At 74.3% G+C, this 25,126-nt stretch carries 23 protein-coding genes and 1 rRNA gene; 11 read left to right on the top strand and 13 right to left on the bottom strand.

All coding sequences use genetic code 11. The features are described from left to right. Positions 1-103: ribosomal RNA gene (gene rrf / locus ACA511_RS38730) — 5S ribosomal RNA — on the top strand; the annotation flags it as partial. A 77-nt stretch (positions 104-180) separates the two neighbouring features. Here rrf and ACA511_RS38735 read toward each other — a convergent pair. Beyond that, positions 181-894, bottom strand: coding sequence for an ATP-binding cassette domain-containing protein (locus tag ACA511_RS38735; RefSeq protein ID WP_375029725.1), 714 nt, complete (start codon positions 892-894; stop codon positions 181-183). Between the two features lie 99 nt (positions 895-993). Further along, positions 994-1,491 (bottom strand): FBP domain-containing protein, encoded by a 498-nt coding sequence (locus ACA511_RS38740; protein WP_375029726.1) that lies wholly within the window; start codon positions 1,489-1,491, stop codon positions 994-996. A 72-nt stretch (positions 1,492-1,563) separates the two neighbouring features. Here ACA511_RS38740 and ACA511_RS38745 point away from each other — a divergent pair, with 72 nt between their 5' ends. Next, on the top strand, positions 1,564-2,136 hold the full coding sequence (locus ACA511_RS38745; protein ID WP_375029727.1) for a TetR/AcrR family transcriptional regulator: 573 nt from the start codon (positions 1,564-1,566) through the stop codon (positions 2,134-2,136). A 37-nt stretch (positions 2,137-2,173) separates the two neighbouring features. Here ACA511_RS38745 and ACA511_RS38750 read toward each other — a convergent pair whose 3' ends face one another. The 4 genes from ACA511_RS38750 to ACA511_RS38765 all read right to left on the bottom strand — a co-directional run bounded on the left by ACA511_RS38750 (position 2,174) and on the right by ACA511_RS38765 (position 7,576). Continuing rightward, positions 2,174-3,826: a DNA repair helicase XPB gene (locus ACA511_RS38750; protein WP_375029728.1), complete on the bottom strand. Its 1,653-nt coding sequence runs from the start codon at positions 3,824-3,826 to the stop codon at positions 2,174-2,176. A 146-nt stretch (positions 3,827-3,972) separates the two neighbouring features. Then, entirely contained in the window at positions 3,973-4,380 is a 408-nt protein-coding gene (locus ACA511_RS38755) for a hypothetical protein (protein ID WP_375029729.1), read from the bottom strand. Positions 4,381-4,511: 131 nt separating this feature from the next. After that, the gene (locus ACA511_RS38760; protein ID WP_375029730.1) at positions 4,512-6,863 is read right to left on the bottom strand and encodes a helicase-associated domain-containing protein; all 2,352 of its coding nucleotides are present in this window, start codon (positions 6,861-6,863) and stop codon (positions 4,512-4,514) included. A 95-nt stretch (positions 6,864-6,958) separates the two neighbouring features. Beyond that, positions 6,959-7,576: a TetR/AcrR family transcriptional regulator gene (locus ACA511_RS38765; protein ID WP_375029731.1), complete on the bottom strand. Its 618-nt coding sequence runs from the start codon at positions 7,574-7,576 to the stop codon at positions 6,959-6,961. Positions 7,577-7,770: 194 nt separating this feature from the next. On the opposite strand from ACA511_RS38765, the gene ACA511_RS38770 reads away from it, so the two are divergent. Beyond that, positions 7,771-8,253, top strand: coding sequence for a GNAT family N-acetyltransferase (locus tag ACA511_RS38770; protein WP_375029732.1), 483 nt, complete (start codon positions 7,771-7,773; stop codon positions 8,251-8,253). A 55-nt stretch (positions 8,254-8,308) separates the two neighbouring features. Here ACA511_RS38770 and ACA511_RS38775 read toward each other — a convergent pair whose 3' ends face one another. Next, the gene (locus tag ACA511_RS38775) at positions 8,309-8,734 is read right to left on the bottom strand and encodes a hypothetical protein (RefSeq protein ID WP_375029733.1); all 426 of its coding nucleotides are present in this window, start codon (positions 8,732-8,734) and stop codon (positions 8,309-8,311) included. 229 nt (positions 8,735-8,963) lie between these two features. Between ACA511_RS38775 and ACA511_RS38780 the strand changes: the two genes are divergently transcribed. Together ACA511_RS38780 and ACA511_RS38785 are read left to right on the top strand one after the other, a co-directional pair. Continuing rightward, complete coding sequence (locus tag ACA511_RS38780) at positions 8,964-9,605, top strand: HAD family hydrolase (protein WP_375029734.1); 642 nt, start codon at positions 8,964-8,966, stop codon at positions 9,603-9,605. Between the two features lie 157 nt (positions 9,606-9,762). Next, a complete protein-coding gene (locus tag ACA511_RS38785) occupies positions 9,763-10,158 on the top strand; it encodes a cold-shock protein (protein WP_375029735.1) in 396 nt (131 codons plus the stop codon). A 15-nt stretch (positions 10,159-10,173) separates the two neighbouring features. Here the strand turns inward: ACA511_RS38785 and ACA511_RS38790 are convergent, their stop codons facing one another. Continuing rightward, complete coding sequence (locus ACA511_RS38790) at positions 10,174-11,571, bottom strand: MFS transporter (protein WP_375029736.1); 1,398 nt, start codon at positions 11,569-11,571, stop codon at positions 10,174-10,176. A gap of 205 nt (positions 11,572-11,776) precedes the next feature. On the opposite strand from ACA511_RS38790, the gene ACA511_RS38795 reads away from it, so the two are divergent. Together ACA511_RS38795 and ACA511_RS38800 are read left to right on the top strand one after the other, a co-directional pair. Then, positions 11,777-12,634, top strand: coding sequence for a DUF3027 domain-containing protein (locus tag ACA511_RS38795; RefSeq protein WP_375029737.1), 858 nt, complete (start codon positions 11,777-11,779; stop codon positions 12,632-12,634). Positions 12,635-12,638: 4 nt separating this feature from the next. Next, positions 12,639-15,629, top strand: a complete 2,991-nt coding sequence (locus tag ACA511_RS38800; protein ID WP_375029738.1) for a sacsin N-terminal ATP-binding-like domain-containing protein — start codon at positions 12,639-12,641, stop codon at positions 15,627-15,629. Here the strand turns inward: ACA511_RS38800 and ACA511_RS38805 are convergent. Continuing rightward, positions 15,626-15,871, bottom strand: a complete 246-nt coding sequence (locus ACA511_RS38805) for a DUF2530 domain-containing protein (RefSeq protein WP_375029739.1) — start codon at positions 15,869-15,871, stop codon at positions 15,626-15,628. The genes ACA511_RS38800 and ACA511_RS38805 overlap by 4 nt on opposite strands. Positions 15,872-15,902: 31 nt before the next feature. Then, the gene (locus tag ACA511_RS38810; RefSeq protein WP_375029740.1) at positions 15,903-16,463 is read right to left on the bottom strand and encodes a TetR-like C-terminal domain-containing protein; all 561 of its coding nucleotides are present in this window, start codon (positions 16,461-16,463) and stop codon (positions 15,903-15,905) included. 102 nt (positions 16,464-16,565) lie between these two features. Here ACA511_RS38810 and ACA511_RS38815 point away from each other — a divergent pair, with 102 nt between their 5' ends. The 3 genes from ACA511_RS38815 (at position 16,566) to thpR (ending at position 19,490) form a co-directional block, all read left to right on the top strand. After that, positions 16,566-17,033 (top strand): MarR family transcriptional regulator, encoded by a 468-nt coding sequence (locus ACA511_RS38815; protein ID WP_375029741.1) that lies wholly within the window; start codon positions 16,566-16,568, stop codon positions 17,031-17,033. Between the two features lie 441 nt (positions 17,034-17,474). Then, positions 17,475-18,707: an MFS transporter gene (locus ACA511_RS38820; RefSeq protein WP_375029840.1), complete on the top strand. Its 1,233-nt coding sequence runs from the start codon at positions 17,475-17,477 to the stop codon at positions 18,705-18,707. An 84-nt stretch (positions 18,708-18,791) separates the two neighbouring features. Beyond that, the gene (gene thpR, locus ACA511_RS38825) at positions 18,792-19,490 is read left to right on the top strand and encodes an RNA 2',3'-cyclic phosphodiesterase (protein ID WP_375029742.1); all 699 of its coding nucleotides are present in this window, start codon (positions 18,792-18,794) and stop codon (positions 19,488-19,490) included. Here the strand turns inward: thpR and ACA511_RS38830 are convergent. Then, complete coding sequence (locus ACA511_RS38830; protein ID WP_375029743.1) at positions 19,427-21,571, bottom strand: hypothetical protein; 2,145 nt, start codon at positions 21,569-21,571, stop codon at positions 19,427-19,429. The genes thpR and ACA511_RS38830 overlap by 64 nt on opposite strands. A 164-nt stretch (positions 21,572-21,735) precedes the next feature. After that, positions 21,736-22,776: a hypothetical protein gene (locus tag ACA511_RS38835; RefSeq protein ID WP_375029744.1), complete on the bottom strand. Its 1,041-nt coding sequence runs from the start codon at positions 22,774-22,776 to the stop codon at positions 21,736-21,738. Between the two features lie 218 nt (positions 22,777-22,994). On the opposite strand from ACA511_RS38835, the gene ACA511_RS38840 reads away from it, so the two are divergent. Further along, positions 22,995-23,891: a hypothetical protein gene (locus tag ACA511_RS38840; protein ID WP_375029745.1), complete on the top strand. Its 897-nt coding sequence runs from the start codon at positions 22,995-22,997 to the stop codon at positions 23,889-23,891. 72 nt (positions 23,892-23,963) lie between these two features. Here the strand turns inward: ACA511_RS38840 and serC are convergent, their stop codons facing one another. After that, a complete protein-coding gene (gene serC / locus ACA511_RS38845) occupies positions 23,964-25,100 on the bottom strand; it encodes a phosphoserine transaminase (protein WP_375029746.1) in 1,137 nt (378 codons plus the stop codon). Between the last annotated feature and the right edge of the window lie 26 nt (positions 25,101-25,126).

Here is a 25,126-nt window from a genome sequence, read left to right on the forward strand (position 1 = left end):
CGAGGGGGAAACACCCGGTCCCATCCCGAACCCGGAAGTTAAGCCCTTCAGCGCCGATGGTACTGCATGGGAGACTGTGTGGGAGAGTAGGACACCGCCGGACTCATATTGCAGGAAGGGCCCCGCCACACGGCGGGGCCCTTTCTCATTTAACGGGTCTGAGAACTGACGAGCATGCGCTCATTGGGGCTGGAAGAAGCCGCGCACGTATGGGTCGGTCAGAGCGGCGAGTTCGGGAGTGGTGCCGGTGACGACGGCCTTGCCGCCGCGCATGAGCACCATCCGGTCTGCGACGCGGGTGGCGGTGAGCATGGGCACGTCGTGTGTGATCACCAGCACGGCCGCTCCCGCGTCGGCGTACCTGCGCAGGGTGGTCCACACCGCGTAGGCCGTGTCGACGTCCAGGGAACCGGCCGGTTCGTCGGCGATGAGGATGCCGGGCGCGGGCAGGAGCGCGGCGGCGAGGGCGGCCCGCTGGATCTGGCCGCCGGAGTGCTGGTCAGGCAGCAGGTCGAACAACTCGGTCGGGTAGCGCGCCGCAGTGCACGCGCGGTCCAGGCTCCATTGCCGGTGTCGGCGTTCCAGTTCGCGCAACTGCGCGCCCACGGTCTCGGACGGGGCGAAGGCCGTGACTCCGTCCTGGGGCACGAACCCGACGGTGCGGCCTCGGAGGCGCCGCCACTGACGCTCGTCGTCCACTGAAGTGCCATTGACGCGGACCTGGCCGGTGCGGCGGGCCGAACCTGGCAGGAGGCCGGTGAGCGCCGCGGCGACCATGGATTTGCCGCAGCCGGATTCGCCGAGCAGAGCAGTGAGCTGCCCCTCCGGGACGACCAGGTCCATTCCGTCGAGGACGGTTTCGTTCCAGCGGCCGGTGTCGATGTGAACGGTCAAGTCACGCAGTTCAACAGTCGCCATACGGCCATTCTCCCGGCGGCTGATGCCCGCAAGAGTGCCCTTCCTGTTCGCCCGTGTCGGCGGCGTGAGGGCGGTTCATCGGGTCACCTTGTCCAGGAACGAATGCAGGTTGCCGAGGACGCGCGCGACCTTCTCGTCCAGGGTGAGGGATTCGTCGAGCCCGCCCCCGGCGACCGACTGCTTCTTCCCTCGCACGTAGAGGGAGCAGTCGAGGTCACCGCACATGTACTGGCCGACCGAGTTGCCCTGGCGGCCTGCGTCACCGGTCCGGCGCGCGGTCATCAGCGCGACGCCGCCGCCGGTGCGTGTGGTCAGGCACAGCGAGCACATGCTGCGTGAGGTGAAACCGCGGGCCGTGCCGGCGGTCACCCGCAGCGAGATGCCGGCGATGCTGTCGTCCCGTTCGGCGATGAGGTAGGCGCGTCCGGGCGCGCCGGGGTCTTGCCAGCCCAGGAAGTCGAGGTCGTCCCAAGGCAGGTCGGCGAAGTCCTTGGGGAGGTCGAGGCGTTTGGCCTCCCCCTTGGAGCAGTTGACGAAGGACGCGCGAAGGTCGCGTTCGGTGATGGGCCTCATGAGCGCCGAGGCTAGTCTTCCTAATACCCCTAGGCAAATGCTTTAATGGCCTAGGTGGACGGGAGGGGGCCCATGGTTCGCGCCGGAGTGACCGTCGAGCGCCTGACGCGCGCGGCGGCGGAGCTGGCCGACGAGGTCGGCTTCGACAAGGTGACCGTCGCGGCGCTCGCGCGCGGCTTCGGCGTCAAGGAAGCCAGCCTGTACTCGCACATCAGGAACGCGCACGACCTGAAGACCCGGGTGGCGCTGCTGGCGCTGGCCGAACTCGCCGACGAGGTCGCGGCCGAGGTGGCCGGACGCGCCGGCAAGGACGCGCTGGTCGCCTTCGCCGGCGCGTACCGGAGCTACGCCAAGCGGCATCCCGGCCGGTACGCGGCGGCCCGGATGGAGCTGGACCGCGAGACGGCCCTCCGGAGCGCGGGAGTCCGGCATGCGGAGATGACGCGGGCGATCCTGCGCGGCTACGAGCTGGCGGAGCCCGACCAGACGGACGCGGTGCGGATGCTGGGCAGCGTGTTCCACGGCTACGTCAGCCTGGAGACCGCGGGCGCCTTCCAGCACCACCCGCGCGACGCGGACGCGTCCTGGGCCAGGACCTTGGACGCCCTCGACAGCGCCCTCCGGCACTGGCCCCCGCCCGCCTGACGACTCGCAGCCGACCGCCGGACACGGCCTCCGCCGGCTAGAAGTCGTTGCCGGCGAAGACGGTGTCGGCGTCCACGATGCGGTAGGCATAGCCCTGTTCGGCCAGGAAACGCTGCCGGTGGGCGGCGTAGTCCTGGTCGAGGGTGTCGCGGGCGACGACGGCGTAGAACCGGGCGCCGCTGCCGGACGCCTTGGGCCGCAGCAGCCGTCCGAGGCGCTGGGCCTCCTCCTGCCGCGACCCGTAGGCCCCGGACACCTGGACGGCGACGGACGCCTCCGGCAGGTCGATCGAGAAGTTCGCGACCTTCGACACGACCAGCACGTTGATCTCGCCAGAGCGGAACGCGTCGAAAAGGCGTTCCCGTTCGCGCACCCTGGTCTCGCCCTTGATGACGGGGGCGTCCAGCAAGGCCCCGAGTTCGTCCAGCTGGTCGATGTACTGGCCGATGACCAGCGTCTGCTCGCCTCGGTGGCGGTCGACCAGGGCCTGGATGAGCTTGGTCTTCGTGTCCGTGGTGGCGCAGAAGCGGTAGCGCTCCTCGGGTTCGGCGGTCGCGTAGGCGAGGCGTTCGGAGTCGGTGAGGGTGACGCGGACCTCGACGCAGTCGGCGGGCGCGATCCAGCCCTGGGACTCCATGTCCTTCCAGGGGGCGTCGTAGCGCTTCGGCCCGATCAGGGAGAACACGTCGCCCTCGCGGCCGTCCTCGCGGACGAGGGTGGCGGTGAGGCCGAGCCGGCGGCGCGCCTGGAGGTCGGCGGTCATCCGGAAGATCGGCGCGGGCAGCAAGTGCACCTCGTCGTAGACGACGAGGCCCCAGTCGCGGGCGTCGAAGAGCTCCAGATGCGTGTACGCGCCCTTCCGGCGGGTCGTCATGATCTGGTAGGTGGCGATGGTGACCGGCCGGACCTCCTTCTTCGTGCCGGTGTACTCGCCGATCTCGTCCTCGGTGAGGGACGTCCGCCGGAGGAGTTCCTGCTTCCACTGGTGCGCCGACACGGTGTTGGTGACGAGGATCAGAGTGGTCGCCTGCGCACGCGCCATGGCGGCGGCGCCGACGATGGTCTTGCCCGCGCCGCACGGCAGGACGACGACGCCGGAGCCGCCGTGCCAGAACGCGTCGGTGGCCTCGTCCTGGTAGGAGCGCAGCTCCCAGCCGTCCTGGACGAGGGAGATGCCGTGGGCCTCGCCGTCCACGTAGCCGGCCCGGTCCTCGGCGGGCCAGCCGAGCTTCAGCAGGGCCTGCTTGAGGGCGCCGCGCTCGCTCGGGTGGACGGCGACCGCGTCGTCGCCGACCCGGTCCCCGATCATCCCCTTGATCTTCTTGGCGCGCAGGACCTCCTCCAGCACCGACCGGTCGGAGGACGACAGGACGAGCCCGAGTTCGGGGTCCTTCTCCAGCCGCAGCCGCCCGTACCGCGCCATCGTGTCGGCGACGTCCACCAGCAGGGCGTGCGGGACGGGGTAGCGGGAGTACCTGATCAGCGTGTCGACGACCTGCTCGGCGTCGTGCCCGGCGGCGCGGGCGTTCCACAGCGCGAGCGGCGTCACCCGGTAGGTGTGGACGTGCTCGGGCGCCCGTTCGAGTTCGGCGAACGGGGCGATCTCCTTGCGGCAGGCGCCGGCCAGCTCGTGGTCGACCTCCAGCAGCAGGGTCTTGTCGGATTGGACGATGAGCGGACCGTCGGTCAAAGCAGAGCCCCCGTCGCGATGTCAGTGATCGATGCCGCGTCCGGACACCGTCGCCGCACGCTACCCGAGGCAGGGCGGCGCGTCGTGCGATCCGGACGGGAACGCATGCTTCAACGGCGGCGGGGGCCGTGCTCTTCCCGGGACGGCTAGATGCCGGACCCGGAGTCGTAGCCGGTGTCGGCGTTGACCATGACGACGACGTAGATGATGGCGATGATGATCCCGCAGACGATGGACAGGGCGAACAGGATCCAGCCCGCGATCGTCAGCTTGCGGGCGGACTCGGGGTCGGTGTGCACGCGTCCCATCGCGATCGCCGACACGATGGCGCCCGGAATGCCCAGCACGCCGCAGCACAGCAGCACGCTGGCGATGTTGCAGACCAGGCAGGCGGTGGTGGAGGCGCTGCTCGTCGGCCGGACCGGGACGCCCGGGGGCCCGTAGGCGTAGGGGTAGCCGGGCGGCGGCTGGGCGCCGGAGTACGGCGGCTGGTTCCAGCCCTGCCCGCCGTAAGGGTCCTGCCAGCCGGGCGGCGTGCCGCCATATCCGCTCACACGCGGCCTCCTTCACAAACGCGACACGGGGCCTCCAGATTAGGACTCCAGAGGGCTGCCGCGCGTTCCATAACCCCCATCGCCGTCCCGAGTCGCGGCGATCGCCCTCGACGCCCGCGCCGAGGCGGCGGTCAGCTCAACTCGCTGACGCCGGTTATGCGGTGGAGGGCGAAGCGGTGGACGGCGGCGCGGGTCGCGTCGTAGCCGGTGAGGAAGCCGCCTTCGACGCGGACGGGTTCGACGATGCGGCTGGACGCCTGGCCCTGCTGGTCGAGGTAGCCGATCCAGACGCGGGAGCCGCGGTCGACGGCGGCGCGGAGGAGCTCGATGGTGGCCATCGCCGGGGAGCGGGGCGGTTCTCCGGAGGGCGCCTGCCGGGCGTGTTCGGCGCCGTGCAGGGACGCCTCGTCGCCCGCGCGCAGGGCGCGGACGGCGGCGGTGATCATCGAGGCGTCGGTGCGGGTGCCGGGACGGAGCCGGACGATCTCGGCGGTCGGCGGCGGGTCGGCGCGCTGCGCGTCCGGCCGGGTCACGATGACGCCGCCGCCGGGGGCCTCGGCGACGGGCGCGAGGCCCATGGCGCGCAGGCCGTCGAGCAGGTCGGCGCGCTGCAGCCCGGACGCGAGGACGGTCGGCGCGAGGCGGTGCAGGCGCAGCGGCTCGGCGCGCCGGTCGGCGAGGATCTCGTCGAGGGTGGCGGCGGAGTCGGTGCGGACGTAGGAGGTGAGGGCGCCGACGCGCAGGTGCCCGTGCCGGCGGGCGACGTCGTCGATGAGGTAGCCGAGCGGCTGCGGCAGCGGGGTCGCGGAGTGCCGGGTGAGCAGGTCGGTGATGTCGGCGGCGGAGCGTCCGGCGTCGAGGGCGCGGCGGACCGACTCGGGGGTGAACCGGTAGACGGTGGCGCCGCCGGTGGATTCGACGTCGGCGGCGAGCGCGAGCTCGCGGGCGAGGTCGGTGACGAGCGGGCCGGGCGCGATCGCGGTCAGGTCGGCCTGGATGAGGATCTCGTCGATGGGCGCCGGGAGGTACTTCTCCAGGGCGGGTTCGGGGTCGTCGCCGGCGAGGAGGTCGCGGCCGAACCCGGCGAGCTCGCCGAAGCCGGTGAGGCCGAGCGCGGCGGCCTCGCGGAGCGTCCAGCCGAGGAGCCGCTCGCGGGTCGGGCCGCCGCGGCGGGGCCGCAGCCAGCCGAGCCGGGTGCGCAGGGCGTCCGCGTCGACGACGGCGCCGGGCTCGGCGCCGGCGAGGATCTCCAGGATCTCGCTGCGGGTGGCGGGGGCGCTGCTGCGCACCATCGCCTCGCTGAGCGCGTTGATCAGCCGGTCGCGGTCGTCGCGCTCGCCGGCGAGCCCGGCGGCGCGGTCGGACTTCAGCCAGCCGCGGGCGAGCTCCGTCCAGCGGCCGGCGGTGTCGCGCATCAGCCACAGGTCGTAGGCGGGGGTGGGCAGCCATTCGCCGTCGAGGTCGCCGCTGCGGGTGAGCAGCCCGGCGGCGTAGGCGACCTCGACGAGCAGCGCCGCCTTCCACTCCGGGACGTCCAGCAGGGAGGCGGCGGCGCGCAGGTCGCGGACGGCGAGGCCGCCGCTGCGCAGGACGGGCGGCGGATCGAGGCCCCAGCGTTCGAGGAGCTCCTCGATGAGCCGGACGGCGTTGTACGCCTCGCCGGCGGCGGCGCGCACCACGAGGTCGTCGCCGCGCGGCCGCCGGGCCCCGGCGGGGAGCGGCGGCGGTTCGGCGGGGACGTCCCGGAAGAGGCGGTCGCCGCGCAGGTGCAGCGCGACCTCGCGGGGGAGGGTGACGGTGCGGTCGTCCTCGGCGGCGAGGAGGCCGCGGGCGAGGAGCCGCTCGATCGGGGTGGTCGCGGTGTCGATCCGGACGGGGCGGCGCGCGTCCGCGACCCGTCCGACGGGCGGCCCCCAGGTGAGCTGGTCGAGGGCGGCCCGCGCCTCGGGCCCGGCGTCCTCGATGAGGTCCCCGGGCTCGGCCAGCAGCTCGGCGAGGCGCCGCAGCAGCCGCCCGGAGTCGGGGAACCCGCGCGGCGCCTCGCCCTCCAGGTCGGTGACGAGGTCGGTGAGCCGCTCGGCGGAGTAGCCGGCGAAGACCTCCGGGACGGGCGGGCCGAGGCCGGCCGGGTGCGGCAGGACCTGCCGGACGCCGGGCGCGGCGGGCGGCGTCCCGTCGCCCCAGGCGAGCCCGTAGCGGCGCAGCGTGTCGAGGGCGCGCTCGATCTGCGCGGGCGTCGCGCCGAGGGCCGCGGCGAGCGCGGCGGGGCCCGGCGCGGGCAGGACGAGGAGGGCTTCGAGGACGGCGAGGGTGAACCGGTCCAGCCGGTCGAGGGCGCGGGACACGGCGGCGGGCGTGGCGGCGCGGGCGGCGAGCGCGGTCAGGTCGGCGGGGACGGGGGCGAGCAGCTCCGGACGCGCGGTCAGCAGCGCGCGAAGCTCGTCGTCGCCTCGCGCGCGAAGCCAGTCCGCGTACGTCTCCATGCCGGTCCCCAACTTTATGTCGCGTGCACGCCGCAGGTGCGCGGGCCCTCAAGGGTAGGGGCCCGCGCGGGGTGGGGAACCCAGGATGCCGCAGGTCAGGTCGCGGGTGTGCGCTCCAGGTGCACGAGCCCGAGCCCGAGCCGCGCCCAGCTCTCCACGAAGCGCTTCTCGTCGATGCGGGTCGGCGGCTCGTACATCGACTCGTTCGCCAGCCAGTAGTTCACCACGGCGCCGCCGAGGATGGAGGCGATCGCGGGCCAGTCCTCGTCGGAGCCCTCGAACTCGGGCTGCGCGGACAGCCAGGTCGCGATCCCGTCGTAGAGCGGGTTGACGATGCCCTCGCGCATCTCCGCGACCAGGTTCGGGAACTGGTCGAGGTCGCGGAACAGGACCCGGATGAGGTCCTGCTCCTCGCGCATCTTGGCGAGGCCGACCTGGCACGTCATGCGCAGCCGGATCTCGAGGGGGCGGTCCTCGAAGACGGAGGCCTGGGTGAGGACGTCGCTGATCTGCCGGTGGGTCCGCTCGATGTGCTCGCGGATGGCGGAGGCGAGAACCTCCTCCTTCGACCGGAAGTGCCGGTAGAGCCCGCCCGCGCCGGGGGACAGGCCCGCCGCGGCCTCGATCTCCGCGACCGACGTCGCCGCGTAGCCCCGGTCGGCGAACAACCGGAGCGACTCGGACACGATGCGGTCGCGCGTGGGTGGCGTCATGGTGATGAATTCCTCCGGAAGAACACTAAGGCATCGGCGCGCGGCCCGCCGCCACCGCGCCGCCGTTGAGCCACTGCCGGGCCGCCGCCGCGGCGCGCCCGAATCCGTGATGCGTCTCGTCGGGGGGCCGGGAGGACTAGAGTTCGAGGCCGCATGCCCCGTCGCCGGAAGGGGCGTCGCTGGAAAGGTCGACGATGTTCAAGTCTCCGCAGAAGGCGGCGAGCGGGGCGTTCCTGCCCGAGGACTTCGTGGTGCCCACGCTGGTGGCGGGGCCCGACTTCCAGATCCGCCCGATCACCGTGCACGACGTGGTCAAGGACTACGGCGCCGTGATCGGCAGCCTGGACCGCCTGGCCGGCCGGTTCGGGCCCGAGTGGGGCTGGCCGGACAGCGAGTTCACGTTCGAGCAGGCCCTGATCGACGTCGCGTGGCTGCAGAAGCAGGGGCAGCTGCGGCGCTCGTTCAGCTACGTGGTGATCACGCCGGACGGGGAGCGGCAGCTCGGCCGCATCCACGTGGCCCCGTCCGACGAGCCGGGCTCGGACGCCGTCGTGGTGTTCTGGGTCCGCGCCGACGAGGAGAACTCCGTCCTGGAGAAGGAACTGGAGACGTTCGTCCGCCAGTGGATGACGACGGCCTGGCCGTTCGACGCGGTCCGCTTCCCCGGCCGCGACTAGGCGAAGCCTCCGACGGCTGGGCGAAGCCTCCGACGGCTGAGGAAGCGGCGGACGGCTAGGCGAAGCGGCGGACGATGCCGACCAGGATCCGCCCGATCACCAGGTAGACGAGGGCCGCCAGGCCGTAGTTGACCGCGACCTCCGTCTTGTGGCTCTCGGGCTGGAAGACGTCCTTGAACTGCCAGCACAGGTCGGTGGCCCGGTCGCCGAACCAGCGGACGAGGTCGTTCGCCGTGTTCGCCTCGAACGCGACGAACACGATGTGCACGGCCAGGACCAGCACGACGAGCGTGGTCACGACGGAGATCGCGGTGGCCGCGCCGTCGACGGCGCGGCGGCGGGCCGCCCCGGCGCGGTCGGTGAACGAGCGCCGGGCACGCGGGGCGCGGTGCTCGCCGCCGGGCTCCGTGCGGGTCATGGCGTGCTCGTGCGGGGGCGGGGGCGGGGCCTGGTCGACCGGCGGGTCGGGGTCGTGCGCCATGGGTGGCCTCCTTCACCGGGCCGTGCCGGGGGGCGGCCGGCGGGTGATCGTCCTTGGGGTCGGGGTGGGGTGTTCGGGTGCTGCGTTTTCCCTGGTCAGCGGGTTTGTGGCCGGGGGGCCGGGTATATCTGGATCACGGTCCCGTGCTCTCCTACTCGGATCCCGTCGCATCGCCACTACCAGGAGAGCGCGGGTCCTCTCATGTGTCCAGCCCCTTACCCTGTGGGGCGTGCTCGATCTCGATCCTCCCGCATCGTCCGGCGCGGCCTTCGCCGTCGGCTTCGACCTCGATCTGACCCTGGCGGACACGCGCGCCGGCATCAGCGCCGTGTACGCGTTCCTCGCCGCGGAGACGGGCGTCCCGATCGACACGGAGCTCGTGGTGCGGCGCATCGGGCCGCCGCTGGAGGAGGAGCTGGCCTACTGGTTCCCGGCGGACGAGGTGCCCGCGATGGCGTCCCGCTACCGGGCGGTCTACGCCGACATCGCGGTCCCGGCGACCGTCCTCATGCCGGGCGCCGCCGCCGCGCTGGACGCGGTGCGGGCCAGGGGCGGGCGCGTGGTCGTCGTGTCGGGCAAGAACCAGGCCGACACCGAGCGGACCGTCCGGTTCCTGGGGCTGCGGCCGGACGCCGTGGTGGGCGGCCTGTTCGGCGCCGACAAGGGCGCGGCGCTGCGCGAGCACGGCGCGGGCGCCTACATCGGCGACCACACCGGCGACGTGGACGCGGCTCGGGCCGCGTCGGCGGTGGCGGTGGCCGTGGCGACCGGCCCGTTCGATTCGGCGGCGCTCGCGGCGTACGGCGCGGACGTCGTCCTGCCCGACCTGCTGGCCTTCCCGCAGTGGCTCGGCGGGTTCCCGGCGGGCTGATCCGCGCCGCGAAACCGAGGTGCCGTTCCCGGACGTCCGGGATAGCGTCTGAGGCGTTGCCCCGCAGGCGTCGCGGGGGTACCCGGCGTGTTCACCGGCCCGCGGCGAGGCACTAATCTTGAGGGCGATTCAGGACGATTACTGAACGAGGTCTCCGGTGCCGACTGGCAAGGTCAAGTGGTACGACTCCGACAAGGGGTTCGGCTTCCTCACCCGCGACGACGGCGGGGAGGTCTTCGTGCACTCATCGGCGCTGCCGGGCGGCGTCACGGCGCTCAAGCCCGGTCAGCGCATCGAGTTCGGCGTGGTCGAGGGGCGGCGCGGCCAGCAGGCCCTCCAGGTCCGGGTGCTGGAGTCGCTGCCGTCGGTCGAGAAGACCATCGCCAAGCAGCGGCGCAAGAAGCCGGACGAGATGGTCGTGATCACCGAGGACCTCATCAAGCTGCTGGACGACATCTCCAACACCTACCGGCGCGGCAAGCACCCGGCCCCGGCGGAGTCGAAGAAGATCGCCATCGTGCTGCGGGCGGTCGCCGACGACCTGTCGCCCTGACCGTCCCCTGGCGGGTCAGGCGCGCATCTCCGGGTGCGCGTCCGTGATGTTCGCCTGCGCGGCGGGCCGGCGGCCGCGGCGCCGCGGCCCGGCCTGCCGGGACACGAGCAGCGCGGACGCGACGGCGAGCGCCGCGGCGACGGTCGCGAGCGCGACCCGTCCGTCCGCGACGATCGACATGCCGAGGCCGAGCAGCCCGCCCAGCACCCAGCTCAGCTGGTGCAGCGTCTCCGACACCGCGAACGTGGACGAGCGCATCTCCTCGCCGATCTCGCGCTGGACGACCGCGTCCATGGACAGCTTGCCGAGCACCTGGCCGAGACCGGCCGCGGTCGCCACGGCGAGCGCCGCCCACAGCCCGAAGAACGCGGCGCCCGCCGCGGTGACGGCGGTGACGGCGGCGAGCGTCGCGGACACGATGAACCGGGGCGCCCGCGCCTTCATCCAGGCGCCGAGCGCGGTGCCGATCAGCCCGCCCGCGCCCGCGCACGCCGCCAGCAGGCCGAGCGCGACATGGTGGGACACCGGGTCGAACCGCTCCTGCCGCAGCAGGAACGCCAGGTAGATGATCAGGAAGCCGGAGAAGGCCCGCAGCACCGCGTTGGCCTCCATCGCCTCCGCGACGACGGGTCCGACGCGGGGCAGGACCCGCCGGCGGCGCGGCCGTCCGGCGGCCGGTTCCGGCTGCGGCGCGGTCTCGGGGACGTCCACGTGCCCCGGCAGCCGCATGGTGAACACGACGCCGAGCAGGAACACCGCCGTGCCGATGCGCAGCACCCACCCCGGGCCGATGAGCACCGCGAGGCCGGCCGCGACCGGCGCGGCGACCGATGCCGCGATCAGCCCGGCGAACGCGGCGCGCGCGTTCGCCGTCACCAGCGTGATCTCGTCCGGCAGGACGCGCGGGGTGACCGCCGCCCGCAGCACCCCGAACGCCTTGGACAGCACCAGCACGCCGAACGCGGCGGGCAGGAACGTGACCTGGTCGCCGTGCGGGAGCGCGCCCGCCATCGCCCAGCACAGCAGCGCCCGCATCACGAACGTGCTCGCGATCGCGTAGCGGCGGACGTGCCGGGCCCGGTCCAGCGCGGGGCCGATCAGCGGGGCGACCAGCGCGAACGGCGCCATCGTGACGAGCAGGTAGAGGGCGATCTGGCCGCGCGCCTGGTTGACGTCCAGGCCGAAGAACAGCGTCCCGGCCAGCGCGACCGTGACCATGGCGTCGCCGGCGGAGTTGAACGCGGACGCCTCGATCAGGCTGCCGAGGCCGCTGCGCCCGGCGCCCTGCGCGTGCGTGACGCGGCGGGTGAGGCGGCCCGTCCCGAGCAGGGCCGAGCGCGCGCCGCGGCCCGCCCGCGCCGCAGCTCCGGCGGCGGCGCGTACGGGCCGTCCCAGCCTCGTGCGGTCTGCCATGCGCCCCGGTCTCTCCCAGCGGCCGTGCCGGATGTCCACCGGGGCACGGCCATCGGAGTCGTTCGATTGAGACTACGTTCCCCGCTGGAATGGAGGCTCACCCGAGCGGTGCGGCGCCGTGCCGCCCGCGCGTGACCGGCCGTATGCCCCGCCGTATGCCCGGCCATGTGCCCGGCCACGTCCTTTCATGGGCGAGAATTGACGTGTGAGCCCACAGCGCCAGTCCAGCCCCGCGCGTCCCGCCGCCGCGCGCACCACGTCCGGGCCCGCCCGCCGGACCCGCACGCCCGCCGTCGACGCGGCGTGCGCCGAGGCCGTCGACCTCGCCCGCGCCGCCGCCGAGGACACCGCCCGCCCGACCCCGGTCGGCGAGCATCTCGGCTACCGCGCCGAGGCCGACCGCGTGGTCACGCACTCCTTCGAGTGCCTCGACCCCGCCTACCGGGGCTGGCGCTGGTCGGTGACGGTGACCCGGGCGTCGCGCGCCAGGAACGTCACGGTCAGCGAATGCGTCCTGCTGCCGGGCGAGGAGGCGCTGCTCGCGCCGCCGTGGGTGCCGTGGCTGGAGCGGCTGCGCCCCGGCGACCTCGGCCCCGGCGACCTGCTGCCGACCGCGCCCGACGACGTCCGGCTCGCCCCCGGCTTCACCCAGGTGGACGACTCCACCGACCGCGAGGCCCAGTGGGAGCTCGGGCTCGGCCGCGTCCGAGTGCTGTCGCGGGAGGGCCGCGACGAGGCCGCGACGCGCTGGTACGAGGGCGTCGCCGGGCCGCGCGCGCCGATCGCCGCGTCCGCTCCCGCCCAGTGCTCCACCTGCGGTTTCTTCGTCGTCCTGGCGGGCGAGCTGCGGCAGGTCTTCGGGGTCTGCGCCAACGAGTACGCCCCCGACGACGGCCGCGTCGTCTCCGCCGACCACGGCTGCGGCGCGCACTCCGAGGCCGTCTCGATCCCGGCCGCGTCCGAGCACAACCCGCCGGTGATCGACGAACTGGGCTACGAGATCGTCCCGTCCGGTGACGACGACACGGCGTCCCTGGACGACGAGGCGCTCGGCCACAGCTGACGCCATGCCGGACACTCCGGATACCTTCGGCACGGGCGCCCTGCGCGAACGTGTGCTGCGCGCCTGGGCCGAGTCCCCGGCGCGCTTCCGCGAGGACGCCAACGCCGAAGAGGACTACGCCCTCGGCGGCTACCGCGACCGCGTGGTCGTGGAGCTCGCCCAGAACGCGGCGGACGCGGCCCTGCGCGCCGCCGTCCCCGGCCGTCTCCGCCTGACGCTGCGGACGTCGCCCTCGGGCGCCGTCCTGTCCGCCGCCAACACGGGGTCGCCGCTGGACGCGGAGGGGGTCGAGGCCCTCTCCACCCTCCGTGCCTCCGCCAAACGCGACGAGACCGCCGCGACCGGCCGCTTCGGCGTGGGTTTCGCGGCCGTCGCCTCCGTGACCGACGATCCCGCCATCGCGTCCGCGTCCGTCGCCGGGCGCGCCGGAGCGGGCGCGGCGGGTGTCGGGTGGTCGGTCGAGCGGGCCCGTGGGCTGGTGGAGGGGCTGGCGGGCGTCGGCGACGAGGTCCGGCGGCGGGGCGGGCATGTGCCGCTGCTGCGGCTGCCGTTCGCGCTGGACGACGTGCCGGAGGTGCCGGACGGGTTCGACACCGTCGTGCGCCTGCCGCTGCGGGAGGACGCGGTCGCGTCCGTCCGGCGGCAGCTCGCGGAGGTCGGCGCGGCGCTGATGCTGGCTCTGCCGGCGTTGGAGCACGTCGAGATCGACGTCGATGGCGATGTGCGCGCGCTGACCGCTGAACGGCGCGTCGGCGAGGTCGTCCTCAACGGGAGCGTGTGGCGGACGGTCGAGGCGCATGGGGAGATCCCCGGGGCGCTTCTGGAAGACCGTCCTGTGGAGGAACGGGCGCGGCCTTTCTGGCAGGTTCGGTGGGCCCTGCCAGAGGACGGGCTGCCCGGCGACGTGTCCGGGGTCGTGCATGCGCCCACGCCCAGCGATGAGCGACTGGATCTGCCCGCCCTGCTCATCGCGTCGTTCCCGCTCGCGCCTGACCGGCGGCACGTCGCGCCGGGAGCGCTGACCGGCTTCCTCGTGAAGCGGGCCGCCGAGGCGTATGTGCGGCTGCTGGGCGAGCTGCCGGTGTCGCCGCGCGTGCTCGATCTCGTGCCCGGGCCGGTCGGCGCGGGCGAACTGGACGCGCGGATCCGCCGGGCGATCCGGGAGCGGCTGCCGGACGCGCCCGTGCTGCCGCACCGGACGCGCGGCCGGGACGCGCTGGCCGTGGACGCGCCTGCGCCGTTCGTCGAGGTGCTCGGCGGCGCGGACGCCGTGGTCGGCGGGCTGCTCCCGGCGGAGTGGCCAGCGCGGAGCCCGGCGCTGGCGGCCCTCGGGGTCCGGCGGGTCGAGCTGGCCGACGTGATCGATGAGCTGGCCGCTGTGGACCGGGAACCGGCGTGGTGGCACCGGGTGTACGAGTCGCTCGGCGGAGCCGCCACAGACGCGCTGGGGGCCTTGCCGGTGCCGCTGGCGGGCGAGGCGGGGCGCGTGGTGCGCGGGCCGCGCGGCCTGCTGATCGCCGACGGCGTCGACCCGGCGGGCCTGGACGCGCTCGGGCTGCGGTTCGTCCACCCGGAGGCCGTGCACCCGCTGCTGGCGCGGCTCGGGGCGATGGAGGCGGGGCCGCGGGCCGTGCTCGGCGACGCCGCCGTGCGCGCGGCCGTCGAGGAGTCGTTCGAGGCCGATGACCCGGACGCGGTCGCGGAGGCCGTGCTGGGGCTGGTCGCGGGCGCGCACCTCGATCCGGGGGAGGAGCCCTGGCTGGCCGAGCTGGCGCTGCCCGGCGACGACGGAGAGCTCTACCCGGCGGGCGAGCTGCTGCTGCCCGGCAGCCCGCTGCGGAACCTCATGGCGGACGACGCGCCGTTCGGCGTGGTCGACGCCGAGGTGCTGGAGCGGTGGGGCGCGGAGGCGCTCACCGCCGTCGGGGTCCTGGACGGGTTCGCCCTCGCCAAGGCCGAGGACGTCAACCTCATGGGCCTCGCCGACGAGGCCGAGACCCTCGAACTCGACGACGAGGACCTGTGGGCCGACGACGCCCTGAGGCGGATCGGGCCGCAGGACCTCCCGCCGCTCGTCCCGGAGTTCGCCGCCGTCCGCGACCTGGAACTCGTCGACGACTGGGCGGCGGCGCTGAAGGTGCTCGCCGGGCCGCCGTGGCGGGCCGCGATCGTCGATCCCGCCCATGTGACCCTGCACAACGGCAGGCGCGTCGCCGTGCCCTCGTACACGGCGTGGTGGCTGGGACGGCGCCCGGTACTGGACGGTCGGAGGCCGGGCGAGTTCCGGCTGGGCGGGGACGAGGCGCTGGCCGGTCTCTACGACGTCGCGCCAGAGGGCCTGGACGAGCGGCTACTTCTCGCCCTGGGCGTCCGTACGTCGCTGGAGGAGCTGCTCGACGAACCCGGCGGCGCCCAAGAGCTACTGGAGCGGCTCGGTGATCCCGCCCGGTCCGTCACCCGCGGTCAGCTGGGCGGCCTCTGGACGGCCCTGGCCGACGCCCCCGACGTGGACATCGAGCCACCCGACCATGTGCGCGCCATCGTCGACGGCGAGGTCGAGGTCGTGGACGCCGGTGACGCCCTCGTCCTGGACGGTCCCGACCTCCTGCCGCTCCTGCAAGGGCAGCCGCTCGTCATCGCGGCGCAGGGACGCGACACGCGGCTCACCGAGCTTCTCGACCTTCCGCCCGCGGGGGACGAGGTTCAAGGCGAGGTCGAGCCGGGCGGCGAGAAGCGTCCCGTCCCGGAGGCGGTCAGGGCCGTCCTGCCGGATGCTCCCGCCGGCTACCTCGCGCATGACCGCCTGGTCGTGGACGGCCAGGTCGTCCCGTGGTGGACGAGGGACGGCGAGGTCCACGCGAGCGGAGCCCACGGGCTGGCGCGGGCGCTCGCCTGGTCGACGGGGAACTGGGCCGCACGGCTGCTGGTCGAGGCCGTCCTGCGCGACCCGGAGTCGGTGCCCGTGCTGCTGGCCGAGGCCGACCTGGAGCCCTAGTCGCCGTTGCGCCGGGCCTCCTGGCGGGCGCGCCCGGCCTGGAGCCGAGGGGTGTACCACATGGCGAACACGCCGATCCCGATGCCGGTGACGCACACCCACAGCCACCAGCGGTCCTCGGACGGCAGCCCGGCGATGAGCAGCACGACGAGCGCGATCGCCCAGGCGGCGGTGCCCGCGGCCGCGATGCGGACGTCGTTGGTCTGCATCGGCGGGGGATCCGGCAGGCGCTGTCGGCTCATGGGGCCCAGGCTACCGGCGGGTCGGGCCGGGTCACCCGGCCCGGGGCCGGGACAGTCCTCCGGTGACCATGGAGATGAGCAGCTCGTAGCTGGCCTCCAGGTCGGCGGGCAGGCCGAAACCGCCGGCCGCCTCCAGGACGGCGAACCCGTGCACGGCCGAACGCAGGCAGCGGGCCGCGTGGACGAGGTCGGGCCCCGCCAGCTCGTAGCCGCGCAACGCCCCGTACAGGATGCCGAGGAGGCGCTCCGCGGCCGCGTCGCCCTCCGGCGTCGCCGTCTGCTCCATCGCGCCGTAGCGGCCCGGATGCTCGACCACGTAGGACCGGTAGGCGCGCATCAGCGCCCGGACGGCGTCGTCGCCGGACCGTCCCAGCGCGGCCTCGCCGAGCCGTTCGGCGAGGTCATCCAGCACGCGGGACGTGACCAGGTGTCGCAACTCGGCGAGATTGCGGACATGCTTGTAGAGGGAGGGCGTCGCGACTCCGACCCGTCCCGCCACCGCCGCCAGCGTGAGGGCGCCGGGGCCGCCGGCGTCCACCACGGCGACGGCGGCGTCCACGACGGCGTCCGGGGACAGTCCCGCACGGGGCATGCGACCTCCTTGGTTGGCGATAGCCAGTAGGCTAATGGGGTTAGTGTCGGTGTCAAACGGCGGCGTGGCAGCATGGGCGGCAGCACCAGGAGACCAATCACGATGACAACGCCACCGATCCGGGGCCGCACGGCGTCCGCGCCGGGGCTGGCCGAGGAGCTGCGCATCTCGATCGCGCGGCTGACCCGCCGGCTGCGCACGCTGCGCCCGCCCGCGGCGGGCGACGGCGGCCGCCCGCTGTCGCTCACCCAGTTCGCCGCGCTCGCCGCCGTCGAGCGGCACGGGTCGATGACGCCGCGCGAACTGGCCGACCACGAGAAGGTGCAGCCGCCCTCGATGACCCGCGTGATCGCCTACCTGGAGGAGCGCGGCCTCCTCGTCCGCAGCCCGCATCCGACCGACGGGAGGCAGGTCATGCTGAACGCCACCGCGGAGGGCGCCGCCCTGCTCGCGGACGAGCGGCGCCGCAAGGAGGCGTGGCTGGCCCGGCGGCTCGCCGAGCTGACCGACGACGAGCGGGAGACCCTGCGCCAGGCCGCGCCGATCATCGACCGGCTCAGCCGGTCCTGAACCGATCGTCGAGCGGTCCGGCCGATGCTGGCCCTGTGCCGGTGCTCATGTTCCCTTGCCGGAATGCCGGGCCTCCGATTACCGTTAGCTTCGGTAATGACTTTTGCTAACGAAGGCCCTGACGAACCCGAGGGGGCCGCGGCACGCGGCCCCCTCGGGCGGCGGCGCGCACACCCGGCCCGCGCCGCCGGTCCCCGCACCCCCGCACCCCCCAAGACCGCCGCCCCGAAGACGGCGGCCCCGGCGCGCGCCCGCCGCCGTCCCGCGCCGTCCCGGCCCGCCGCGCACACCCCCGCCCACCCCGCCATCCGCACGGACCTCCCGCCCGCGACCCCCGGCGAACCCCCGCAGGACACCGCCGGCGCGGCGTCCGGCGGAACGGTCCAAAGCGCTGCTCCGGAGGAGCCCGACGAAGGGGCCGAGGACGCGCGCAGCGGCGGGATGTTCCGGTCGCTGCGGGTCCGGAACTACCGGATCTACGCGGCCGGCCAGGTCGTCTCCAACACCGGCACCTGGATGCAGCGCGTCGCGCAGGACTGGCTCGTCCTCGAACTCGCGCACGGCAGCGGCACCGCGCTCGGCATCACCACCGGCCTCCAGTTCCTGCCGATGCTGCTGTTCGGGCTGTGGGGCGGCGTCATCGCCGACCGCTACCCGAAGCGCCGCATCCTGGTCTTCACGCAGGTGTCGATGGGCGTGCTCGCGCTGGTCCTCGGCGTGCTCGCCGTGAGCGGCAGCGCGCAGGTCTGGCACGTGTACGTGCTGGCGTTCGGGCTCGGCGTCGCCACCGTCGTCGACAACCCGGCCCGCCAGTCGTTCGTGGTCGAGATGGTCGGCAAGCGCGACCTGCCGAACGCGATCGCGCTGAACAGCGCCACGTTCAACGGCGCGCGGCTGCTCGGCCCCGCCGTCGCCGGGGTGCTCATCGCGCTGATCGGCACCGGGCCCGTCTTCCTGGTGAACGCGGCGTCGTTCGGCGCCGTCCTGTTCAGCCTGTCCGCGATGCGGGCCGCCGAGCTGCACGACGCCCCGCCGGTCAAGCGCGCCAAGGGGCAGCTCCGCGAGGGCCTCCGCTACGTCCGCGGACGCCGCGACCTGATGCTCGTCCTGGTCCTCATCGGCTTCCTCGCCATGTTCGGGATGAACTTCAACACGACGGTCGCGCTGGTCGCCAAGGAGGTCTTCCACACCGACGCGTCCGCGTTCGGGCTCGCGTCCAGCATGCTGGCGCTCGGCGCGCTCAGCGGCGCCCTGCTGGCGGCCAGGCGGGTCGCCAGGCCGCGGCTGCGGCTGCTCGTGGCGATGGGCCTGGTGTTCGGGACGCTGGAGGCCGCCACCGGGCTGATGCCGACGTACTGGCTGTTCCTGGCGATGCTCGTCCCGACCGGCGTCGCGATGATGACGATCACGACGGCGGCGAACGCGACGATGCAGCTCGGCGTCTCCCCGGAGATGCGCGGCCGGGTGATGGCCCTCTACATGCTGGTGTTCCTCGGCACGAACCCGGTGGGCGCCCCGGCGATCGGCTGGCTGGCCGAGACCTTCGGCGCGCGGACGAGCCTCGTCCTCGGCGGGCTGGTGTCCGTCCTCGCCGCGCTCGCCGTGGGGGCGGTGGCCGCCCGCGGCAGGACGGGCGGGGCGGGGCTCCGGCGGGCGCGTCCCGCCGGAGGATGACCGGCCGCCGGGCGACCGGCCCATCCGCGTGACAACGGGTGCCGTCTGCTGAGAGGCTGGCAGGGTGGCCCTCCGGACGCTCCCATGAGGCTTTTCGTGGCGCTCGTGCCGCCCCCGGACATCCTCGACGAGCTCGAGGAGGCCGTCCGCCCGCATCGGGACGCGGTGCCCGAGCTGCGCTGGGTCCGGCGCGATCTGCTGCACGTCACGCTGACGTTCCTCGGCGAGGTCGACGACCGCACCCTCGACCGGCTGCTGCCCCGGCTGGAGCGCGCCGTCGGACGGCACGAGCGCATGACGCTGTCGCTGGCGGGCGCGGGCGCGTTCCCGGGCAGCGGCACGCACGCCCGCGTCCTGTGGACGGGCCTGTACGGCGACCGGCGCCGCCTGGCGCGGCTCGCCGCGTCCACCACCGCCGCCGGGCGCCGCGTCGGGACGATCCCGGACAAGCACCGCGGCTTCCGCCCGCACCTGACGCTGGCGCGGTCCCGGCTGCCGGTGGACGTGCGGTCGCTCGTCGAGCCGCTGTCGGCGTTCGCGGGCGCCCCCTGGACGGCCGACTCCATCCAGCTGGTGCGCAGCCACCTGCCCGGCAAGGACTACAGCCAGGTCTCCTACGAGCCGCTCAAGACCTGGTCGCTGAAGCAGAGCTCACCCGGCCACGGCTCATCCGGCCACGGCTCATCCGGCCACGGCTCGGATGGCCACGGCTCGGGCGGTCACAGCTCGGGCGGGGGCGGCGCGGGACGGTCGGCGTCCGGCGGCCCCCACGGGACGCCGTAGCGCTCGCAGGCGCGGCGCAGCTCGTCCAGGTCGGGCGGGAACGCGATCTGCCGCAGCACCCGCCCGGACGGCGCCCACACGACCAGCCGCGGCATCCGCTCCGTCGACTCGTCGATGCCGACGCCGCCGACGCGGTCGCGGGTCAGGTCCCATTCGACCTTGCCGCGCCGGGTGACGACCGCGAGCCCGGCGGACGTCACGCGAAGCTGCGAACGGTTCCGGTCGTACAGCCAGTAGCCGACGAGGCCGACCACCAGCCCGGCGGGCATCGACCAGCTCGCCGTGGTGTTGAAGCCGCCCAGGTCGGGGCCGAGCCAGACCGCGCCCAGCAGCGCCACCGCCTCGCACAGCAGCACGCTCATGCCGTACGTCCCGATACGGGAGCGGCGGGTGGCGTCCAGGAGCGCGCCCGGCGCCGTGGCAGGGCTGGGCGGCGCGGAGACGGGGAAGGTGAAGTCCTGCCCGCCGGGGTCTTCCGGGAGGGGCAGGGGGACGTCCTGGGCCGCCCCGTCCGGGCCCATGACCGGCGCGGGCAGCACGGCCGGGGCCCGCTCGGGCTCGGGCGCGGCGAGCGTGGACACGGCCGAATGGAACGCGGCGCTCAGGTAGGCGTCGTACTCGGCGTCGGTGACCGGCAGGCCGGCCCGCCGGGCCGACTCGCGCAGGTCGGTGCGGGAGATCCGCAGCGCCGACAGCGGCGCGGCGAAGAACTCGTCGCCGTCGGAGTCGTACAGCCGGACCCACGCGTGCCCGCCGATGGTCAGCAGCTCGATGCCGCCGATGCGGTCCTCGGGCATCTTCAGCACGACGTCGCCGGCGGCGTCCGCCCAGCCGAGCCCGCCGTCGGCGACGACGAGCCGGCCGCCGGGCACCTGCGCGAAGATCTCCGGGAGCCCTTCGAGGCCGTAGTCGGGACGGCGCGGCGCCCGCGCCCCCGGCGTGATCACCCGGTAGCCGTGGTCGTCGAGGGCGTGCGCGAGCTGGAAGCCGTCCAGGCCGTGCGCGGGCAGCCGGGCGACGAGCTCCAGCCGGTGCCCGAACGCGAGCGCGGCGAGGTCGGCGCGGCGCGGCTCCCCGCTGACCGGGTCGAGGCGCAGGCCGGGGCCGACGACGACCGCGGCGACGTCCAGGGCGCGCAGGTCCTGGGCCTCGCGGCGGCGGCCGGGCCTGGCCCGCACCCGCAGCCGCTCCGCGGTGATCGTCCAGCGGACCTGGGCGGCGCGCAGCAGCCGGCGGCGCGCCGCGAGGACGCCCGCGATCGCGGCGAGCGCCCAGCAGCCGGCCGCGAGCCGGGCGCCGAACGCGTTCGTGCCGTCCAGCCCGATCCGCACGATCATCATGGCGCCGAGCAGCGCGGTCAGCGCGCCGAGCGCCAGGATCCGGCGGCGGCTCGGCAGCGGCTCCGGCGTGTCGAGCCGCTGCTCGACGGGCCCCCTGCCCCGGCCGCGGGCGGGACGGTCCCCGGTGGACGGCTCGGCGGGCGGCTCGTACGCCGCCGCCAGCAGCGCGGCCTCCTGGTCGAGGAGCCGCTTCTCGGCCGCGTGGTCGCGCGGCAGCGGGCCGCCGCCCGGGATGTCGTCCTCCAGCCCGGAGGCGCGCAGCGCCTCGTCGAGCGCCGGGTCGAGCAGGTCGGTCGCCTCGCCGTCCAGGACGTGCATGGGGATGCCGAGCCGCCGGGCCGTCACGAACACGGCCAGCGGCTCCAGGCCCATCGCGGTCATGCCGCCGACGGCCGTCCGCCCGAACCGGTGGAAGACGGTCAGCACACCGTCGCCGGTGGTGATGGCCAGCCCGTCGATCCGGGACCGCTCGTAGGAGACCATGACCAGCCCGCCGCGGCCGATCCGCTCCAGGCCCGCCGCCGACAGCCGCCAGTACGGGCGGGGACGCCGGCGGCGCGCGTCCGGGACGGCGCCCAGCAGCCACGGGATCGCGGCGACGGCCCCGATCAGCGCGGCCCACAGCCACACCGGGCGGATCGGCAGCAGCGCCAGCGCCACGGCGAGGACGGTGAACGGGCCCGCGGCGACGGGGCGCCACCGGCCACCCGAGCCCGCGAGGCCCACCAGCTCATGCTCCACAGTCCGCATCCTCACACGGGTCCCCGCGGGACCGTCGCCTCCTTCCGCGATCCGATCGTCCTCCGAAAGCCTTTTCCATCGTGCCGGTCAGGTCCGACGGTGGACTCCCGTCCCCCCGGCCCCGCCCGTCACCATGCTCCCGCGCGTCACCATGCTCCCGCGCGTCACCGGCGCCCCCGCATCAGGCCGTAGCCGACCGCTCCCGCGATCGCCAGGACGAGGAACAGGCCGGCCCGGGTGCCGGTGGCGTCCCTGCGGCCGTTCTCGGCGTCGCCCGCCCCCGCGTTCTCCGGCGCGGCGGCCGGCGACGCCGAGGGCAGCGCCTCCTCGGGCAGCGGCACCTGGTACACCGGCTGGTCCTCGCCCTCCGACCCCACGAGCAGCGACCTGCCGTCCGGCGTGTAGGTCACCGACTCGCCCTGCGACTGCATGGGCAGGTCGAGCGACTTCAGCGTCTTCCCGGGCCGGCCGTCCGGCCGCACCGAGTACAGCCGGGCGCCGAAGTAGGTCCGGATCACGCAGGTGCGGCCGTCGGGGGAGAACGCGCCGTCGGTCGCGATCGCCGGGGCGTCGCCGACCTTGCGCATGACGTTGAACCCGCTCGTGCTCAGCTTCGCGGGCGCCTCGTAGATCTTCCCGCCGAACAGCTTGCTGGCGATGTACAGCCGGTTGGTCCGCGGGTTGATCATGAGCGTCTCGGCGTTGCGCGGCCCGTCCTGGTACTTGATCCTGAACGCGGTGGCGGGCAGCGTCCGGCTGCTGAGCCGGGACGGCTCGGGGATCCGGTACACGGTCACGTAGGGCCAGGCGCCGCCGAGGTTGTCGCCGATGTCCGCCACGAAGATCGCCGGACGGCCCCGGGCGTCCTTGCCGAGCGCCATGCCCTCCCAGTCGCGGGCGCTGGCGCCGCCGACCGTGAGGACGGCCTTGACCCGCCCGTCCGGGCCGAGCGCGAAGATCTTCGGGACGCCGCCGGAGTCGTTGTGGGTGTAGACGACGCCCGGATGCAGGGCGCTCGCCGCGAGGCCGCTGGACTCGTTGATCCGCGGATCGCTGATCGTGAACGCCACCCGGTCGTCCTTCCCGGCACCCGGCGCGGCGGCGGGCATGGCGGCGGCGGGTGCGGCGGGAGAGAAGACGGCGACGGACGCGCCCGCGAGGACCGTCGCGGCCCCGGCACGGGCGGCGACGCGGCTAGCTGACATGGCCTGATCATCCCCGTTCCGCGCCCCGTCGATCATATGACCCGCGCCGGTCAGCTCAGCAGCGCACCGACGACCACGGCGAGGACGAGCGCGGTCAGCACGGTGGGAAGCAGCCATTGGGGCGCGCGGTTCACGCCCCGAGCCTATTCGGACTCGTGCGCGGGTCGAACCGCCCGCCCATGATCTGCATCTCATCAGACATGTGCGGATTGTTCGGGATGGTGCGCTCGCCGTTCGCCGACGACCCGGGGCGGGCGTCGGACGTGTTCGTGACGCTGGGCATGCTCGCGGAGGAGCGCGGGACGGACTCGGCCGGCCTCGCGCTCCTCGGCGCGTGGCCCGGCCTCGGCGGCTGGCCGAGCCTCGGCGGCCCGGCGGGCGGCTGCCGGGTGGTGCGGGGGCGGGGCCGCTTCTCCGGGGTCTGGCGCCCGGCGTACGTCCCCGAGCTGGACCGCTCGCCCGTGGCGCTCGGCCACACCCGCTGGGCGACGCAGGGGACGCCGCTGGAGCCCCGCAACGCGAGCCCGATGGCCGTCCAGGACGTCGTCGCCACGCACAACGGGGACATCGACGCCGCGGGCCTGCGGGGCCGGTTCCCGCTGCCGCCCGCGTCCGGGACGACCGACAGCGAGCCGCTCTTCCAGCTGCTGGCCGGGTGCCGGGGGCCGTCCGACGTGACCGCCGTCCTCGAAGCCGTGGTCGGACGGGTCGCGCTGGCCTGGGTCCACCGCGACCGTCCCACCGAGGTGCATCTGGCCCGCGGCGCGCTCAGCCCGCTGACCGTCGCCGTGGACACCGACCAGAACATCTACTGGGCGTCCAACCCGCGCTGGTTCCGGGACGCCGAGCGGCACACGCGCGTGGAGTTCGCCTCCGTTGTGATGCTCCGCGAGGGCACCTACGCGAAGATCGGCATGGAGCGCCGCCCCGGACGCCGCGACCGGCCCGAAGTGCTCGAGAGCGCGAACTTCCTGCCCACGGCCCGCCACACCGACATGGACCCCCGCGTCTGGACGGGCTTCACCGCCGACGACCGCGACGTCGACCGCGCCGGCCTCCTCCACCGCGCCGTCCAGGGCACCGGCGGCACCGGCGGCCTGATGACCGTAGCCTGACCCGGCCCGAGCATCGCCTGCGTCGCAACGGGGGTTCCTGGGGGTCGCCCCCCAGGAATTGAAACCGCCGCTCTACAACCGCTCTACGACGTGGTCGATGCAGGCGGTCAGGGCTTCGACGTCGTCGGGGTCGATGGCCGGGAACATGCCGATGCGCAGCTGGTTGCGGCCCAGTTTGCGGTACGGCTCGGTGTCGACGATCCCGTTGGCGCGCAGGGTCTTGGCGACGGCGGCCGCGTCCACGTCGTCGTTGAAGTCGATCGTGCCGACGACCTGGGAGCGCTGCGCCGGGTCGACCACGAACGGCGTCGTGTACGAGGTCTTCTCCGCCCAGGTGTAGAGCCGCCGGGACGAGTCGGCCGTGCGGGACGTCGTCCACTCCAGGCCGCCCTGGCCGTTCATCCACTCGATCTGCTCGGCGAGGAGCAGCAGGGTGGCCACGGCCGGGGTGTTGTACGTCTGGTCCTTGGCGGAGTTGTCCACGACCGTCTTCAGGTTGAAGAACTCCGGGACGTACCGGTCGGACATGGCGATCTCGTCGATCCGCTCCAGCGCGGCCGGGGACGCGAGCGCGATCCAGAGGCCGCCGTCCGCCGCGAAGCACTTCTGCGGCGCGAAGTAGTAGACGTCGGTCTCCGACACGTCCACGGGCAGGCCGCCCGCGCCGGACGTGGCGTCCACCAGGACGAGACCCTCGCGCGCGATCGTGCCCGCCGGACGCCTGATCGGCATCGCGACGCCGGTCGAGGTCTCGTTGTGGGTGAGCGCGTAGACGTCGACGTCCTCCTCGGCGGACGCCTCGGGGTGCGTGCCGGGCGGGCCGCTGATGACGGTGGGGTTCCCCAGCCAGGGCGCGCCCGTGGTGACCTTGGCGAACTTGCTGGAGAACTCACCGAACGTCAGGTGCTGCGAGCGCTGCCGGACGAGCCCGAACGCGGCCGCGTCCCAGAACGCGGTGGTGCCGCCGTTGCTGAGCAGGACCTCGTACCCCGCGGGCAGGGAGAACAGCTGGGACAGCCCCTCCCGGACGCGCCCGACCAGGGATTTCACCGGCTTCTGGCGGTGCGAGGTGCCCATGTAGGCCGACCCGGACTCCGCCAGGGCGGCGAGCTGCTCGGGGCGGACCTTGGACGGACCGCACCCGAAACGGCCGTCCGCGGGCTTGAGATCGGCTGGAATGTCAATGGTTGGATTCGCGCTGTCGGTCACTCGCAGAAGGCTATCTGACCTGCGGC

It is taken from the genome of Actinomadura sp. GTD37, assembly GCF_041951365.1.
Taxonomy (GTDB): domain Bacteria; phylum Actinomycetota; class Actinomycetes; order Streptosporangiales; family Streptosporangiaceae; genus Spirillospora.